This window comes from Glycomyces artemisiae, from assembly GCF_003002955.1.
Taxonomy (GTDB): Bacteria; Actinomycetota; Actinomycetes; order Mycobacteriales; family Micromonosporaceae; genus Glycomyces; species Glycomyces artemisiae.
The window spans coordinates 291,271-306,613 of sequence record NZ_PVTJ01000002.1 but is presented as its reverse complement, the minus strand read 5'-3'; the positions used below and the strand labels follow the sequence as shown (position 1 = coordinate 306,613).

Here is a 15,343-nt window from a genome sequence, read left to right as displayed (position 1 = left end):
TGTCCTTACTCTCCCAGGCGGGCGCCGATGCGGCCCTTGAAGGCCGCGTCGATCTCGTCGCGGGAGAGGTCGAAGTGGTCGCGCAGGTGCAGGCCGTCGGTGTTCGCGTCGGCCACGCCCAGCGGCGTGATCGGCAGGCCGCGGGACTCGCACGCCGAGCGCACGGCGAGCTCCTGGCCCCGCGGGATCACCACGAGCACCCGCCCGGACGACTCCGAGAACAGGTACGTGAACGGGTCGGCGCCCTCCGGCAGGAGGATCTGCGCGCCCATGCCCGAGAACGAGATCGCCTCGACCAGCGCCTGCGCCAGCCCGCCCTCGGACAGGTCGTGCGCGGCCGCGAGCTGCTCGGTCTCGGCCAGGCGCGACAGCAGGTCCGCGAGCTTCATCTCGTGGTCCAGGTCGACCTTCGGCGGCACGCCGCCGAGGTGCCCGTGCTTGACCGCGGCCCACTCCGAGCCCGACAGCTCCTCCTCGGTGGTGCCGATGAGCGCGATCGTGTCGCCGGTGCGGCCCAGGCCGAGCGGGATCCGCCGGGCCACGTCCTCGATCACGCCGAGCACGCCGATGACGGGCGTCGGGTGGATCGCCTCGCGGCCGGTCTGGTTGTAGAACGAGACGTTGCCGCCGGTGACGGGGATGCCGAGCTTCTGGCATCCGTCGGCGATCCCGGTGACGGCCCGCTCGAACTGCCACATGACGTGCGGGTCCTCGGGGGACCCGAAGTTCAGGCAGTCGGAGACGGCGATCGGGGTCGCGCCGGTGACGGCGACGTTCCGGTACGCCTCGGCCAGCGCGAGCTGCGCCCCGTGGTACGGGTCGAGGCGCGCGAAGCGCCCGTTGCCGTCGAGGGAGATCGCGATGCCGACGCCGGTGCGCTCGTCGAGGCGGACGACGCCCGCGTCGTGCGGCGTGCCCAGGACCGTGTTCCCGAACACCGACGAGTCGTACTGCTCGGTGATCCAGGACTTGTCGCACAGGTTCGGGCTGGCGGCCATGTCGAGGACGGTCTGGCGGATCTCCTCGTCGGTGGCCGGGCGCGGCAGGGTCTCGGCGCGGTCGACCGCGATGAGCCCCAGGTCGTTCGGCTCGGCGAGGGGCCGATTGTAGACCGGGCCCTCGTCGGCGAGGGACTTCGGCGGGACGTCGACGACGGTCTGGCCGTGGAAGTCCACGACGAGGCGGCCGGTGTCGGTGACGGTGCCGATCGCGGTGGCGAGGAGCCCCCAGCGGTGGGCGCGCGCGAGCACTTCCTCGGCCTTGGCCGGGTCGACGATGAGGAGCATCCGCTCCTGCGACTCGGAGGCGAGGATGTCGTGCGGCTCCATGCCCTTGGCGCGCAAGGGGACGAGTTCGAGGTCGACGTGCATGCCGCCGTCGCCGGCGGCCGCGGTCTCGCTGAGCGCGCAGGTGAGCCCGGCGCCGCCGAGGTCCTGGACGCCGACGACGAGCTGCGCGTCGAACAGCTCCAGGCACACCTCGATGAGGAGCTTCTCGGTGAACGGGTCGCCGACCTGCACCGACGGCCGGGCGTCGTCCTCGCCGGACTCGGAGAACGTCGCGGAGGCGAGGACGGACACGCCGCCGATGCCGTCGCGGCCGGTCTTCGCGCCGAGGAGGATCACGACGTTCCCGGTGCCGGAGGCCTGCATCGACTGGAGGCGCGAGCGGGGCATGACGCCGACGCTGAGCGCGTTGACGAGCGGGTTGCCCTGGTAGCACGGGTCGAAGTAGGTCTCGCCGCCGATGTTCGGCAGGCCCACGCAGTTGCCGTAGTGGCCGATGCCGTCGACGACGCCCGGGAGGACCCGGGCGGTGTCGGGGTGGTCGATGGCGCCGAAGCGCAGCGAGTCCATGACGGCGATCGGGCGGGCGCCCATCGCGATGATGTCGCGGATGATGCCGCCGACGCCGGTGGCCGCGCCCTGCTTGGGCTCGACGTACGACGGGTGGTTGTGCGACTCGACCTTGAACGTGACGGCGATGTTCTCGTCGATGGCGACGACGCCGGCGTTCTCGCCGATCCCGGCCAGCAGGCGCGGGGTCCGCGGGTTCTTCTGCCCGAACTGGCGCAGGTGCACCTTGCTCGACTTGTACGAGCAGTGCTCGGACCACATGATCGAGTACATGGCGAGCTCGGACTGGGTGGGGCGGCGGCCCAGGATCTCGCGGATCCGCTGGTACTCGTCGTCCTTGAGGCCCAGTTCGGCCCACGGCTGCTTCTCGTCGGGCGTCGCCGAGGCGACCCCGACGGTGTCCACTGGCACGTAGCTGGTCATCGGCTCGCTCCCTCGCTGAGGTGGGCCAGGACGGAGGCGACGATGCCGAGGCCGTCGGTCGACGGCCCGGTCAGCGCCTCCACGGCGTGCTCGGGGTGGGGCATGAGGCCGACGACGTTCCCGGCCTCGTTCGCCACCCCGGCGATGTCGCGCATCGAGCCGTTCGGGTTGTCGAGGTACCGGAAGACGACCCTGCCGTCGCCCTCCAGCCGGTCCAGGACCGCCTCGTCGGCGACGTACCGGCCCTCGCCGTGCTTGGCGGGCAGGACGATCTCGGCCTCGGGCGCGAACGCGTTCGTCCACGCGGTCCGGGTCGTCTCCACGCGCAGGCGCGCGGGCCGGTTGCGGTAGCGCAGGTGGGCGTTGCGCACCAGCGCGCCGGGCAGCAGGTGCGACTCGCACAGGACCTGGAAGCCGTTGCAGACGCCGAGGACGGGCATCCCCTGGGCGGCCGCGGCCTTCACGGTGTCCATCACCTGGCTGAAGCGGGCGATCGCGCCGCAGCGCAGCGCGTCGCCGTAGGAGAACCCGCCGGGCAGGAACACGGCGTCGACGCCGTGGATCTGGGCGTCGTCGTGCCACAGCGCGACCGGCTCGCCCCCGGCCAGGTACACCGCGCGGGCGGCGTCCCGGTCGTCGAGGGAGCCGGGGAAGGTGACGACCCCGACGCGCGCGCTCATGCGCCCTCGATGGAGATGGCGAACGACTCGATCACGGGGTTGGCCAGGAGCTGGTCGGCGATGACGCGCGACTGCTCCTCGACGTTCCGGGCGTTCTCGTCGAACTCGATCTCGACGCGCTTGCCGATCCGCACCGACGACACGTCGGTGACGCCGAGGCGGGGCAGCGCCCCGAGGACGGCCTCGCCCTGGGGGTCGAGGATTTCGGACTTCAGCATCACGTCGACCACTACACGGGCCACGGTCGCACTCCTGTCGGTCACATGGACGGAACAGGACCAGCATATTCACGGGCACTGACCTGGGCCAGCGCCGCGCTGCGGGACCGGGGCCAGGTCACAGCCCGTCAGAGGATCGAGCCGGGCCGGTACGCGGCCGCCTCGGGGTGCGCTTTCGCCGCTTCGGCCACCCTTTCGGCGACACGGTCGACCTGATCGCCTGCGGCGCCGGTGAATTCACCCGTATTCGCGACGAGCGCGGCGAGCCCGTCCCGGTCGAGCGGGAGGCGCGGGTCGGCGGCGAGGCGGTCGAAGAGGTCGTTCTCGCGCTGGCCGTCCTCGCGCATGGCGCGGGCGACGGCGACGGCGTGCTCCTTGATGGCCCCGTGGGCGTCCTCGCGGCCGGCGCCCTGCCTGAGGGCCTCCATGAGGACCTTTGTGGAGGTCAGGAAGGGGAGGTAGCGGTCGAGTTCGGCGCCGATGACGGCGGGGTAGGCCCCGAAGTTGTCGAGGACCGTGAGGAACGTCTCATAGAGTCCGTCGACGGCGAAGAACAGGTCGGGGAGGGCGACGCGGCGGACGACCGAGCAGGAGACGTCCCCTTCGTTCCACTGGTCCCCGGCGAGTTCGCCGAGCATGGCGGCGTAGCCGCGGGCGACGACGGCGAGGCCGTTGACGCGCTCGGAGGAGCGGGTGTTCATCTTGTGCGGCATGGCGGAGGACCCGACCTGGCCGGGCATGAAGCCCTCGGTGGCGAGCTCGGCGCCGGCCATGAGCCGGATGGTGAGCGCGGCGGAGGAGGGGGCGGCGACGGCCTGGACGAGCGCGGTGCCGACCTCGTAGTCGAGGGACCTGGGGTAGACCTGGCCGACGGAGTCCATGACGCGCTCGAACCCGAGGTGGGCGGCGACGCGCCGTTCGAGCTCGGCGAGCTTCGCGGTGTCGCCGCCGAACAGGTCGAGCATGTCCTGGGCGGTGCCGACGGGGCCTTTGATCCCGCGCAGCGGGTACCGCTTGAGCAGGTCCTCGATGCGGTCGTGGGCGGCGAGGAGCTCCTCGGCCCAGGTCGCGAACCGCTTCCCGAGGGTGGTGGCCTGGGCGGGGACGTTGTGGCTGCGTCCGGCCATGACGAGGTCGCGGTACTGCTGCGCGCGGGCTGCGAGGCGCACGAGCGCGGCGACGATGCGGCCCTGCACGAGTTCGAGGGACTCGCGGACCTGCATCTGCTCGACGTTCTCGGTGAGGTCGCGGCTGGTCATTCCCTTGTGGATGTGCTGGTGGCCGGCGAGGTCGGAGAACTCCTCGATGCGGGCCTTGACGTCGTGCTTGGTGACGCGCTCGCGCTCGGCGATCGAGGCGAGGTCGACCTGGTCGAGGACGCGCTCGTAGTCGGCGATCACGCCGTCGGGGACGGTGACGCCGAGGTCGTGCTGGGCCTGGAGCACGGCGATCCACAGGCGCCGCTCGGCCTTGATCTTCCCGACGGGGTCCCAGATGTCGCGCATCGGCGCGGAGGCATAACGCTCGGCGAGCACATTCGCAGTCACGGGGCAATGATGTCACTTTCCGGCGGCGCTGCGCCTGGTGCGCACCCGTCCGGAGGGCGGGTGTCACGTTCGCCACCGGCGTGGCGGTTAACCAGCACGTATCCACCCCGTAAACTGGCCGTGTGCGAGTACTCCTGATCGGCTCCGGCGGCCGCGAGCACGCCCTCGCGGCGGCCCTGGCCGCGGACGAATCCGTCACCAAGCTCATCTGCGCTCCGGGGAACCCCGGCATGGCCGCGCTCGGCGAGTGCGTGCCGGTGAACCAGACCGACCCCGCCGCGGTGGCGTCCCTGGCGGTGACCTGCGCGGCCGACCTCGTGATCGTGGGCCCGGAGGCCCCGCTCGTCGCGGGCGTCGCCGACGCGGTCCGCGCGAAGGGCATCCCCGTGTACGGACCGGGCGGCGAGGCCGCCCGCATCGAGGGCTCGAAGGCGTTCGCGAAGGAGGTCATGGCCGCCGCGGGCGTCCCGACCGCCGCCGCGCGCGCCTGCCGCACCCGCGAGGAGGCCGAGGCGGCGCTCGACGAGTTCGGCGCGCCGTACGTCGTCAAGGACGACGGCCTCGCCGCCGGGAAGGGCGTCGTCGTCACCGAGGACCGCGAGCAGGCGCTCGCGCACGCCATGGACTGCGAGCGCGTGGTCATCGAGGAGTACCTCGACGGCCCGGAGGTGTCGCTGTTCGTCATCGCCGACGGCACGACCGCGAAGCCGATGCTGCCCGCGCAGGACTTCAAGCGCATCGGCGACGGCGGCACGGGCCCGAACACCGGCGGCATGGGCGCGTACACGCCGCTGCCGTGGGCCCCGGACGACCTGGTCGCCGAGGTCATGGAGCGCGTCGCCGAGCCGACCCTCGCCGAGCTCGCCGGGCGCGGCATCCCGTTCGTCGGGACCCTGTACTGCGGCCTCGCGCTGACGTCCAAGGGCCTCAAGGTCGTCGAGTTCAACGCCCGCTTCGGCGACCCGGAGATCCAGGCGGTCCTGGCGCTGCTGGAGACCCCGCTCGGGGAGCTCCTGTACGCGGCCGCGACCGGCAAGCTCGCCGACTTCGGCTCCCTGTGGTGGCGCGAGGGCGCCGCCGTGTGCGTCGTCGTCGCCAACGAGGGCTACCCGGGCACCACGGTCACCGGCCGCCCCCTCTTCGGCGCCGACGCCGACGGCATCCTCCACGCCGGCACCGCCCTCGACGCCTCCGGCCAGCTCATCGCCACCGGCGGCCGCGTCCTCGGCTGCGTCGGCACCGGCCGCTCCGTCGCCGAAGCCCGCCAGGAGGCCTACGCCCTCACCGAAGGCGTCAAACTCGAAGGCGGCTACTACCGCAAGGACATCGCCGCGAACATCTAACGCGTACTTCCCTCACCTGCGCCTCCGTGTCGGAGACGGGTGATACAGGTTCTTGAGAAGGGGGCCTCGGTCAGGGACAAATCCGTTATTTCGGAAATGTCCCTGATCGAGGCCCCCTTTCGAGCCAACGTATCCCGGGCCTCCGACAGCGTCAGGCTGCGAGCGGGGCTCGGGTCGTGGGGCAGGACATGCAGCGGGGGCCTCCTCGGCCGGAGCCGAGTTCGGAGCCGGGGATGGTGAGGACCTTGACGCCGGCGCGTTCGAGGCGGGCGTTGGTGACGGTGTTGCGCTCGTAGGCGACCGCGACGCCGGGGGCGAGGGCGAGGGTGTTGTTGCCGTCGTCCCACTGCTCGCGCTCGGCGGTGACGACGTCGCGCTCGCCGGTGTGGATGGTCTCGATGGCGTCGACGCCGATGGCCTCGGCGGCGGCGTCGAGGAAGCGGCGGGGGCCCTGGATGGCGATGCGGTCGCCGTCGGGGGTGATCGTGTACGACTCCAGGCGCTGCGCGGCGGGCGCGTAGATGACCATGCGGTCGCGGTCGACCATGGTGCACACGGTGTCGAGGTGCATGGTGGCGCGGCGCTGGGCGATCGGGACGGCCAGGACCGTGCCGATGGTGCCGCGTTCGAAGACCTTGCGCGCCAGGCGCTCCACGCCCGCGGGGGTGGTGCGCTCGCCGACGCCGACGGCGAGGACGCCGGGGGCGAGGGCGAGGACGTCGCCGCCTTCGAGGTGCTCCAGGGACGGGTCGTAGAGCTTCGGCACGTCGGCGAAGCGCGGGTGGTGGTGGTAGACGATCCCGGTCAGCGTGGTCTCGCGGCGGCGCGCGGGCATCGCGAGGCTGGTGACGGCGACGGCGTCGCCGATCCATACCGCCGAGTCGCGGGTGAACATCGTGTTCGGGAGCGGGTCGACGACGAACTCGACGGCGCGCATCATCCGGTGCCGCAGGCTGCTTGAGGGCCCGAACTCCTCTTTCGTCAAGCCCTCCACGAGGACCGCGGCGAGGCGCTCGGGGTCGAGGCCCGACAGGAACGCGGCGAGCTCGCGGCCGAGGGTCTGCCCCAGGCGCGGGTCGGCGGCGACGCCGACGGTGACGGCCTCGCGGGCCTCGTCGAGCGCGAGGCACTCGCGCAGCAGGTCGGCCAGGTACAGGACCTCGACGCCGTGCTCGGTGAGGACCCCGGCGAACCGGTCGTGCTCCTCCTGGGCGCGCTCGACCCACGGGACCCCGTCGAATAGGAGCGCGCCGTTGTTGCGCGGCGTCAGGCGCCGCAGCTCTCCCCCGGGCCGGTGGAGCACGACGCTGCGCAGGCGCCCCACTTCCGAGTCGACTCCGTACGCGGGCGCGGCATCTGCACTCATGACCCGAGGGTAGACGCGCCGGGGACGAAGATCAACTTTTCTCAGTTAACATGGACAGACTGAGCGTAACCACTACCCCCGGGACGCCCAATTGACGCAACTCGAACTGGTCATCCCGCTCCGCGGCTCCGCGCCCGGACGCGATGGCAGGAGACTCGACGCGGCGCTGTCCACGTGGCGCACCGCGGTCGCGGCGAGCGCCGACGCGTGCCTGCTGCTCGCCGCCGACACGCGCGTCGTCGCGACCTCGCGCCCCGCCAGGCAGATCCTCGGGCTCGGCCCCGACATCGACATCGTCATGCCGCGCTTCCTCGATGCGGGCCTGCGGTTCCTGGACTTCACGGCCGGGGCGCACCCGCTCGTGGACGCCGAACTCGCCCGGCTCGCGCCCGTGCAGGCGCTCCAGACCGACGCCCTCGAACGCAGCCTCATGCGCATCGAGCGCCGCGGCGTCCACCGCACGTTCGACGTGACCGCCTCGCCCCTGCACTCCCCGCCGCGGCTCGACGCGATCGGGGCGCTCGCGTTCCTCACCCCGATCGGCCCGTCCTGAAGTAGCAGAGCCTGAAGCGGCCCTTACGGGTTGAGGTCGTAGACCACCGCGGTGCCGGTGCGCTCGACGTCGACGCCGAACGGCTCGGCCTCGGTGTCCAAGCCCGAGCCGGGGAGGACCACGACGGTCTCGATCCCCGCGTCCCGCAGGGCCGCAATCGAGTCGTCGCTGGGGAAGGCCTCGGCCATCGACTTGATCCCGGCCTGCTCGTCGGGGGTGAACGCGGCGACGCCGTTGGCGGTCTCCACGAACCCGTCGAGGGTCCAGTACTGGACCTTCGTGTCGCCGCCGCCCGCGGGCAGGAACAGCACCGGGCCCTCCAGCGAGGACATGTCGACGGGCGCGTCGGGAACCTCCACATAGGGCGCGGCCGTGAGGCCCTCCCACAGGACCAGCGCGACGGGTGCGAACAGCAGCGCGTGAACCCGCCTGGGGGCCTTGACCTTCAGGCGCTTGTCGACCCGGGCGCGGTGCGCCACGTCGTCGGCCTCGTCGGCGATCCGGGTGATCGTGCCCGCGGCGAGGACCGCGAGGATCAGCGTCAGGTAGATGACCAGGCGCCCCGGCGTGCGGATCGCCTCCCAGCCCGGCGCGTACTCGTACAGCAGCGCCCACGCCCACGAGCCGTGGTCGAGGAAGTTGGGGCCCATGGCGAACGCAAAGACCGCGAAGCCGCCGAGGGCCAGCCAGAACCGCTGCCAGCCCGTCCAGCACGACCAGATCAGGCCCGCGATCGCCAAGGCCGCCAACGTGAAGCCGACGAGGAGCGCCTGCTCGGGCGCCCACGTCAGGTCCGCGCGCGCCGCCTCGTGCGCCGCGCCCCACAGGCGCGACTCCTCCGGGGAGATGATGAACGACTGCCAGGTCGGGCTGAACCACGAGATGTAGTCGACGTCGCGGATCGACTCGGGGTAGGCGCGGGCGACCACCGCGTGCTTGTCGGCGATCCACAGCACCCCGAGGCTGAACACGACGCCGCCGGCGCCGTCCGCGGCGAGCGTCTGCCACTTCAGGCGCGGGCGCATGATGAGCCAGTTCAGGCCCACGACCACGCCGATGCCGAGCAGCAGGTACACGAACGGGATGCCGAGCCCGGCGCCGATCGAGAACTGCCACAGGGCCGTCAGCCACCCGGCGACGATCCACCCGGGCCGCTGCTTCTCCGCTTTGAAGCCGTGCCGCAGCGACCAGCCGTGCCCGCGCGCGAGCATCGCGAGGGCGAGCGCGATCCCGCCGCACGACAGGACCTGGAGGTGCCCGGCCTGGCCGAGCTTCCACGGCGCGTAGGCGAATGCGGCCGCGGCGACGGCCGACCCGGCGACGCGGGCGCCGAGCTGGCGCAGGAGCGCGTACGCGCCGAGGAACGCGAGCGCGAACGACGCGATGTAGAGGACGTTGTACACCACGAGCGCGCTCGTCGGCCCGGTGATGAACAGCGCGAACGGCGCGTAGCCCATGAGCGTGTCGGTGAACAGGTACGCGTCGTGGAGCGGCCAGAAGCTGTTGGTGTCCCAGATCCCGGCGGGGTTGTCGCGCAGGGCGTGGCCGACCCAGCCGAGGATGTAGGTGAGGAGCAGCGGGTCCCCGGTGTCGTGGGGGACGACGTCGTCGAGGTCCTTGGCGAGCGGCCAGGTCATGGCGACGGCGAGGAGGGCGCTGCACAGCGCGGCGAGGGTCCATTCGCTGCGGGCGGCGCGCGCGGCGAGGCGCCCGGCGGCGCGCAGGCGCCCGGGGGGCGGGCCGGGCGCGGCGGCGGGGGTCTCGCCGGAGGCGAAGCGCTGCCAGCGCTCGTGCTCGCCGGTGTTCGCGTCCTCGGCCTTCGGCTCGGCCGCGGCCACGGCTGCTGCGCCGTCGTCGGGCTCGCGCCCGGGGTCCGAATCGGTGGAGTCGGGCTCGGTGATCACCATGGGGTTCCCGCGGTCTCGCTCGGTGCTGTCTCGGCACATCCTACGGACGGTCGCGGCGCAGTAATCGGGCGCATGAGGACCGTCCGCGAATCGGGTGCGGCCGGGGCCGTCACCTTTCCGCCGCCCGGTCGTTGAACGGGGTTGAGACCTGATTCCCGCGGTGGATCCGGGTCCGCACACCCAGACGGAATCGCGGTTGGAGAGACGCAGGCATGGGAAGACACAAGACGAAGCTCGGTCAGCAGTCCCGGGCCCAGACGCGTCCTCCGCTGCCGTACCCGGTGAACGACGGGCGGGTCAACCCGGTGGTCCAGGCGGCGATGGACCGGCGCTCGCAGCGGCGGCGCTCGCGCCTCGCCGCGCTGTCGGCGGCCGCGGTGATCGCCGCGGGCGGTGCGGCCGGGGTGAGCATGGCGACGGCCGAGGAGCCGGAGGCGGGCACGGGCAGCGAGATCGTCTTCAGCGGCGACTGCGGCACGCTGGGCCTGCTGTCGGCGTCGTCGATCCCCGACGCGTCTGAACTGACGGTGGAGCAGGGCTCGCAGGTGCGGTACACGAACGAGCTGGGCGCCGACGCCGAGCTGTACGTGGGCGACGAGGTCTACGACATCGCGAACGGCTCGACGCAGGTGTTCGAGATGAACCGGTCGGCCGAGGTCGCGATGGTCCCCTCGTGCCACGGCCTGTTCGCCGAGTACGACTCCGCGCAGGTGCATGTCGTCGAAGCCCAGTCGGATGAGAACGACGAGTCGGGCACCGAGACGGAGGAGCCCGACGAGCACGCCCTCCCGGCCCCCGACGCCGAGGACGGCTCCGAGGAGGACGCCGGGGGCGAGGCGCCCGCGGGCGACGACGCCGCGGCGCAGCAGGGCCCGGAGGACGAGGCGCCCGCGCAGGACGAGTCGCCGGCCCCCGTCGAGGACGAGGTGAACGCGTTCGGCGACCCGGGTTCCGACGACGGGGCGTTCGACCCGGCCGCTGAGGACGAGGTCGTCGCGGTCGACCCGAAGGCGGTGGCGGACGGCGCGAACGGCCTGCTGGCCCTGGTCGCGATCATCTGCCTGGTGGGGGTGGCCGCCGCGGTGGCGCGCACCCTCCTGAAGCAGCGGGCGGCGGTATGAGCACCGCCGTCCTGTTGAAGGCCCCGGCGCCGCAGTCGGCCGCCGCGGCGGGCCCCGTGCACGGCTCTCCGGCTTGGACCGGGGGCCGGGTGCGGAACCGCCGCGAGCGGCAGCGGGCGGCCCGGTGTTTCACCGGCCCCGAACCGGCCCGCCGCACGCGGCGGCCGGAGCTGTCGAAGACGGGCGCGGCGGCGAGCCGCCAGAGCGCGCCGTCTTCGATCGCGCCGCCCTCCGGGCGGCCGGGGCACGGCACGGTGGAGTCTCCGTGAGGCACTGCGGCTCGGGCTCTCGATGATGGTCATTTCCTCCCCAGGTCCCACACCGATCGCCCGGACCAGTGCCTCACGGCCCCGCCGGTCCGCGGACAACTGAGACTCGCACGAAGCGCCCGCCGGTTTCCGGCGGGCGCTTCGTCGTGCGGTGTCCGTTTCTGTTGGTGCCGATGCGTTCCCAGTGACGAGGGACGCTGGTCGTTGCGGGTGCGGCGAGAGACAATCGGAGGTCAGGCCCCCTGCGGCCGGGCGCACGCACCGATGCGCAACCGTTACGGAACTCGGGATCGGCCCCGCTTGTGTGCGCGTCGGTCGCTGCTTTAGCGTGGGCCGCAGCAATTCGTCCGCATCCCCCGCTTTCCGAAGTCAGGTTCCCAGCTGTGACCTCCAAACACGCCTCATCGCGGCGGCTCTGGCCCTACCTCGCCGTCCCTGGGCTCGCCGTGCTCGTCGCCGCAGTGGTGTTCATCGTCGGATCCGGCCGCGACGACGGCGGGTCCGGCGGCTCCTCCGACGAGAGCCTGCCCGGCTCGCAGGCCGACGACCTGTCGAGCTCCTCGCTCCAGCCGTCGGACGAGGAGCTGCGCGAGGCCGCGCAGGAGCAGCTCCAGACGCAGCTCGACGACGCCGTCGCCGCGTACCTCGCGGAGGAGGACGACGAGAACTTCTACGCCGCGGTCGCCGTGGACGACGGCGAGTTCCGCCTCGACTACGACGGCGAGACCCAGTACGACACGGCGTCGGTGGTGAAGGTCGAGATCCTCACGATGATGCTCAAGGAGTACGGGACGCTCGACCAAGTCCCGGGCTGGCTGCTGGACCGCGCGGAGCTGATGATCCGCGAGTCCGACAACGACGCGACGAACGACGTCCTCTACGGCGGGACGTTCGACGACGGGCACGCGGCGATCGCCCAGGCGCACATCGACTTCGGCCTGGAGCACACGAACCCGAACGAGACCGAGCAGTGGGGGAAGACCCAGACGACCGCGCTCGACCAGCTGCGGGTCCTGGAGATCGCGCTGTACGAGGACGCGGGCGTCCTCGACGCCGAGCAGACCGAGTACGCGCGCTCGCTCATGGGCGACCTCGCGGACTTCCAGCAGTGGGGCGTCTCCGCGGCCGCCGCGGACGGCGAGACCGTGTGGATGAAGAACGGCTGGGACACCCGCGACGCCATGGGCGGGGAGTGGGTCGTCAACTCCATCGGCGTCGTCGCCGGGGACACCGAGCACCCCATCGAGATCGCGATCCTCACCGGCGGCTCGTCCTCCCAGGAGGAGGGCATCGAGCGGGTCGAGGCGCTCGCCGAGATCGTGCGCACGGTCGTCGACACCGACCCGTACGCCTAGCCCGGCATCGTAGATCCTATTTCCTATAGGATCTACGATCCGTCGCGGATCGGCGCGACCGCGCGGTGCGCGACAATCGGGGCATGAGCGATCTGATCCCCCTTCTGGAAGCCGCGGGCCTGGAGCCCGTCACCGACCCCGACGTGCTGGCCGCCCACTCGGTGGACCACGCCGGGCTCGTCCCGGCCGGGCGGGCGGCCGCGCTCGTGCGGGCCCGCTCGACCGAGGAGGTGAGCGCGGCGGTGCGCGTCTGCGCGGAGCTCGCCGTTCCCGTGGTGCCGCAAGGGGCCCGGACCGGGCTCGCGGGCGCGGCGACGGCGGTCGACGGGGCGCTGCTGCTCGACGTCTCGGGCATGGACCGGATCATCGAGATCGACCCGGTGGACCGCCTCGCGGTCGTCCAGCCCGGGGTCCTCAACGCGGCGATCTCCACGGCCGCAAAGGAGTTCGGGCTGCGGTACAGCCCCGACCCGGGGTCGTGGCAGATCTCCACGATCGGCGGGAACATCGCGACAGCCGCGGGCGGCATGTGCTGCGTCAAGTACGGGACGACCCCGGAGTACGTGCTGGGCCTGGAGGTCGTGCTCGCCTCCGGCGAGGTGATGCGGTGCGGGCGGCGCACCGCGAAGGGCGTCGCCGGGTACGACCTGGTGCGCCTGTTCTGCGGCTCCGAGGGGACCCTCGGGATCGTCACCGAGGCGACGGTGAAGCTCGCACCCGTTCCGGCGCAGCGGCTCACGCTCGCCGCGGTGTTCGCCACGACCGCCGACGCGGGCCGCGCGGTCACCGCGATCATGGCCGCCGGGAAGCAGCCGAGCCTCCTGGAGCTCATCGACAACGTCCACCTGCGGGCCCTCGAAGCGCTGCGCCCCATGGGACTGCCGACGGAGGCCGCGGCGCTGCTGCTCGTCGCCGCCGACGCCGACCCCGACGCGGAGCTCGCCGCGATCGAGGCGCTGTGCACCGAGTCCGGGGCGACCGAGGTGTACCGGGCCACCGACGCCGAGGAGGCGGACGCGCTCCTCGAATCGCGGCGCAGCGCCTACCACGCCATGGAGAAGCTGGGCACGGTCCTGGTCGACGACGTCGCGGTCCCGCGGGCGCGGCTCGCCGACGCCCTCGACGGCGTGCAGGCCGCGGCCGAGCGGCACGGCGTCGTCATCGGCGTCATCGCCCATGCGGGCGACGGGAACCTGCACCCGAACATCATCGTCCACCCCGAGGAGCCGGGGTCGCTCGAAGCGGGGCGGGCGGCGTTCGACGACATCCTGGAGATGGCGCTCGCCATGGGCGGCACCGTGACCGGCGAGCACGGGGTGGGAATGCTCAAGCGCGAGTGGCTGGAACGGGAGGTCGACCCGGTGAACCTGGCGGTGCAGCGGCGGCTGAAAGCGGCGCTCGACCCGCTCGGCATCCTCAATCCCGGGAAGGTCCTCGGCTGAAGCGGCGGCAGTGCCGCGGATGGCGCCGGGACGAATGCGGGCGGCGTTCCCGCAGGCGGCACCGCGTTCGGTGCGAGTGTGTTTGGCGCCGATGCGGTTTCGTGTCGGTCCTGTGACACGGTAATGGGGCCGCAGCGCTTGCCCATTCGCTGCGGCCCCGATAAAGTGGAGGAGCTCCACTTTTCATTGGCACCGGTAGGGCTGTGCCCGATTGCCCTTACCGGCTTAGTGCCCCCGGATTGTTCCGTGCCTCCCGGAAGACTGCCCATGTCCCTCCGATTGGCTTGTCGGCGTGACCGGAACACTCATTACTATGAGGACCGTCTCTGAACGGGACCTGTGGCGAGCCTGGGAAGAACCTGGGAAACGATGCCGAACCGTTACGAAGGCACCTCGAAACCCGCGAGTTTGTCCAGCTCAGCGGTGATGTCCGGGCGTTGCGCGACCGGTTCCCCGTCGATCTGAGTGATGAAGGCCACACCTCGGACCGAGGAGGAGAGCCACGCGGCCTCCGCGTTCTTCAAGTCCCCCAACGAGATCAGCTTCTCGCCGGTCTTCAGGCCCGCCTTCGGGGCCTGCTCCAGCAGGTACGCGCTCGTGGTCCCCGGGAGGATCCCCGCCGACGTCGGCGTCGTGAAGAGCGTGTCCCCTTCGAGCCACAGCAGCGAGGAGGTGGGGCCTTCGAGCGCGGTCCCGTCGGCCGACACCCACAGGGCGTCGTCCGCGCCCTGGGCCTTCGCCCAGCGGGTCACGGCCATCATCGACGCGTACGACAGCGCCTTCACCCCGCCTAGAAGCCACGGGGCGTCGCCCCGCGCATCGGCATTCACCCCCAGGGTCGCCGAGACGATCCGCAGGCCGTCGCGCCGCGGCAGGATCCGCTCCCGCGGCACCGGGTCGACCGTGGCGTAGACCGTGGGCGGGCCGCCGGCCTCGCGGCCGCGCGTCGCGACCAGGCGCAGCGCGCCCTCCCCCTCGGCCCGCTCGCGCCACGCGACCAGGGCCTGCTCGGCCAGCTCGGCGAGCTCGGCCTTCGCGGGCAGCTCGAACTCCATGCGGCGCGCGGAGTTCGCCATCCGGTCGAGGTGCTCGGAGAGGAGGAACGCGGCGCCGCCGCGGACGTTGATCGTCTCGAAGACGCCGTCGCCCCGGAGGACCCCGAGGTCGTCGGCGCACAGGAGCGGCGCGTCGGAGTCGACGACGCCGCGGTGCAGTACTGCGGTTACTAGTGCCATCCGCTCATTGTGCTCCCCGCCGGGGAGC

Annotated in this window: 12 protein-coding genes; 5 read left to right on the top strand and 7 right to left on the bottom strand. The window is 72.2% G+C overall.

The window, feature by feature from the left end:
* Positions 1–5: 5 nt before the first annotated feature.
* The 4 genes from purL to purB all read right to left on the bottom strand — a co-directional run bounded on the left by purL (position 6) and on the right by purB (position 4,724).
* Complete coding sequence (gene purL, locus B0I28_RS05940) at positions 6–2,279, bottom strand: phosphoribosylformylglycinamidine synthase subunit PurL (protein ID WP_106362886.1); 2,274 nt, start codon at positions 2,277–2,279, stop codon at positions 6–8.
* Positions 2,276–2,959, bottom strand: coding sequence for a phosphoribosylformylglycinamidine synthase subunit PurQ (purQ, locus tag B0I28_RS05935; protein WP_106362885.1), 684 nt, complete (start codon positions 2,957–2,959; stop codon positions 2,276–2,278). The genes purL and purQ overlap by 4 nt, the downstream gene beginning before the upstream one ends.
* Positions 2,956–3,201 carry a phosphoribosylformylglycinamidine synthase subunit PurS gene (purS, locus tag B0I28_RS05930; protein ID WP_106362884.1) on the bottom strand — a complete coding sequence of 82 codons (246 nt, stop codon included), beginning with the start codon at positions 3,199–3,201 and terminating at the stop codon, positions 2,956–2,958. The genes purQ and purS overlap by 4 nt, the downstream gene beginning before the upstream one ends.
* Before the next feature lie 104 nt (positions 3,202–3,305).
* A complete protein-coding gene (purB, locus tag B0I28_RS05925) occupies positions 3,306–4,724 on the bottom strand; it encodes an adenylosuccinate lyase (protein WP_106362883.1) in 1,419 nt (472 codons plus the stop codon).
* 122 nt (positions 4,725–4,846) lie between these two features.
* Between purB and purD the strand changes: the two genes are divergently transcribed.
* Entirely contained in the window at positions 4,847–6,067 is a 1,221-nt protein-coding gene (gene purD / locus B0I28_RS05920; RefSeq protein WP_106362882.1) for a phosphoribosylamine--glycine ligase, read from the top strand.
* 151 nt (positions 6,068–6,218) lie between these two features.
* On the opposite strand, the gene B0I28_RS05915 is transcribed toward purD, so the two are convergent.
* The gene (locus tag B0I28_RS05915) at positions 6,219–7,433 is read right to left on the bottom strand and encodes an arginine deiminase (RefSeq protein ID WP_106362881.1); all 1,215 of its coding nucleotides are present in this window, start codon (positions 7,431–7,433) and stop codon (positions 6,219–6,221) included.
* Between the two features lie 91 nt (positions 7,434–7,524).
* Here B0I28_RS05915 and B0I28_RS05910 point away from each other — a divergent pair, with 91 nt between their 5' ends.
* Positions 7,525–7,986, top strand: a complete 462-nt coding sequence (locus B0I28_RS05910) for a hypothetical protein (RefSeq protein ID WP_106362880.1) — start codon at positions 7,525–7,527, stop codon at positions 7,984–7,986.
* Between the two features lie 23 nt (positions 7,987–8,009).
* Here B0I28_RS05910 and B0I28_RS05905 read toward each other — a convergent pair whose 3' ends face one another.
* Positions 8,010–9,893 (bottom strand): hypothetical protein, encoded by a 1,884-nt coding sequence (locus B0I28_RS05905; protein WP_106362879.1) that lies wholly within the window; start codon positions 9,891–9,893, stop codon positions 8,010–8,012.
* 212 nt (positions 9,894–10,105) lie between these two features.
* Here B0I28_RS05905 and B0I28_RS05900 point away from each other — a divergent pair, with 212 nt between their 5' ends.
* From B0I28_RS05900 to B0I28_RS05890, 3 genes are all read left to right on the top strand, one after another.
* Positions 10,106–11,014, top strand: coding sequence for a hypothetical protein (locus B0I28_RS05900; RefSeq protein WP_106362878.1), 909 nt, complete (start codon positions 10,106–10,108; stop codon positions 11,012–11,014).
* Positions 11,015–11,666: 652 nt separating this feature from the next.
* The gene (locus B0I28_RS05895; protein ID WP_106362877.1) at positions 11,667–12,638 is read left to right on the top strand and encodes a serine hydrolase; all 972 of its coding nucleotides are present in this window, start codon (positions 11,667–11,669) and stop codon (positions 12,636–12,638) included.
* 83 nt (positions 12,639–12,721) lie between these two features.
* Positions 12,722–14,080, top strand: a complete 1,359-nt coding sequence (locus B0I28_RS05890) for an FAD-binding oxidoreductase (RefSeq protein ID WP_106362876.1) — start codon at positions 12,722–12,724, stop codon at positions 14,078–14,080.
* A 380-nt stretch (positions 14,081–14,460) separates the two neighbouring features.
* Here the strand turns inward: B0I28_RS05890 and B0I28_RS05885 are convergent, their stop codons facing one another.
* Positions 14,461–15,315, bottom strand: a complete 855-nt coding sequence (locus B0I28_RS05885) for an aminotransferase class IV (protein ID WP_181245653.1) — start codon at positions 15,313–15,315, stop codon at positions 14,461–14,463.
* Between the last annotated feature and the right edge of the window lie 28 nt (positions 15,316–15,343).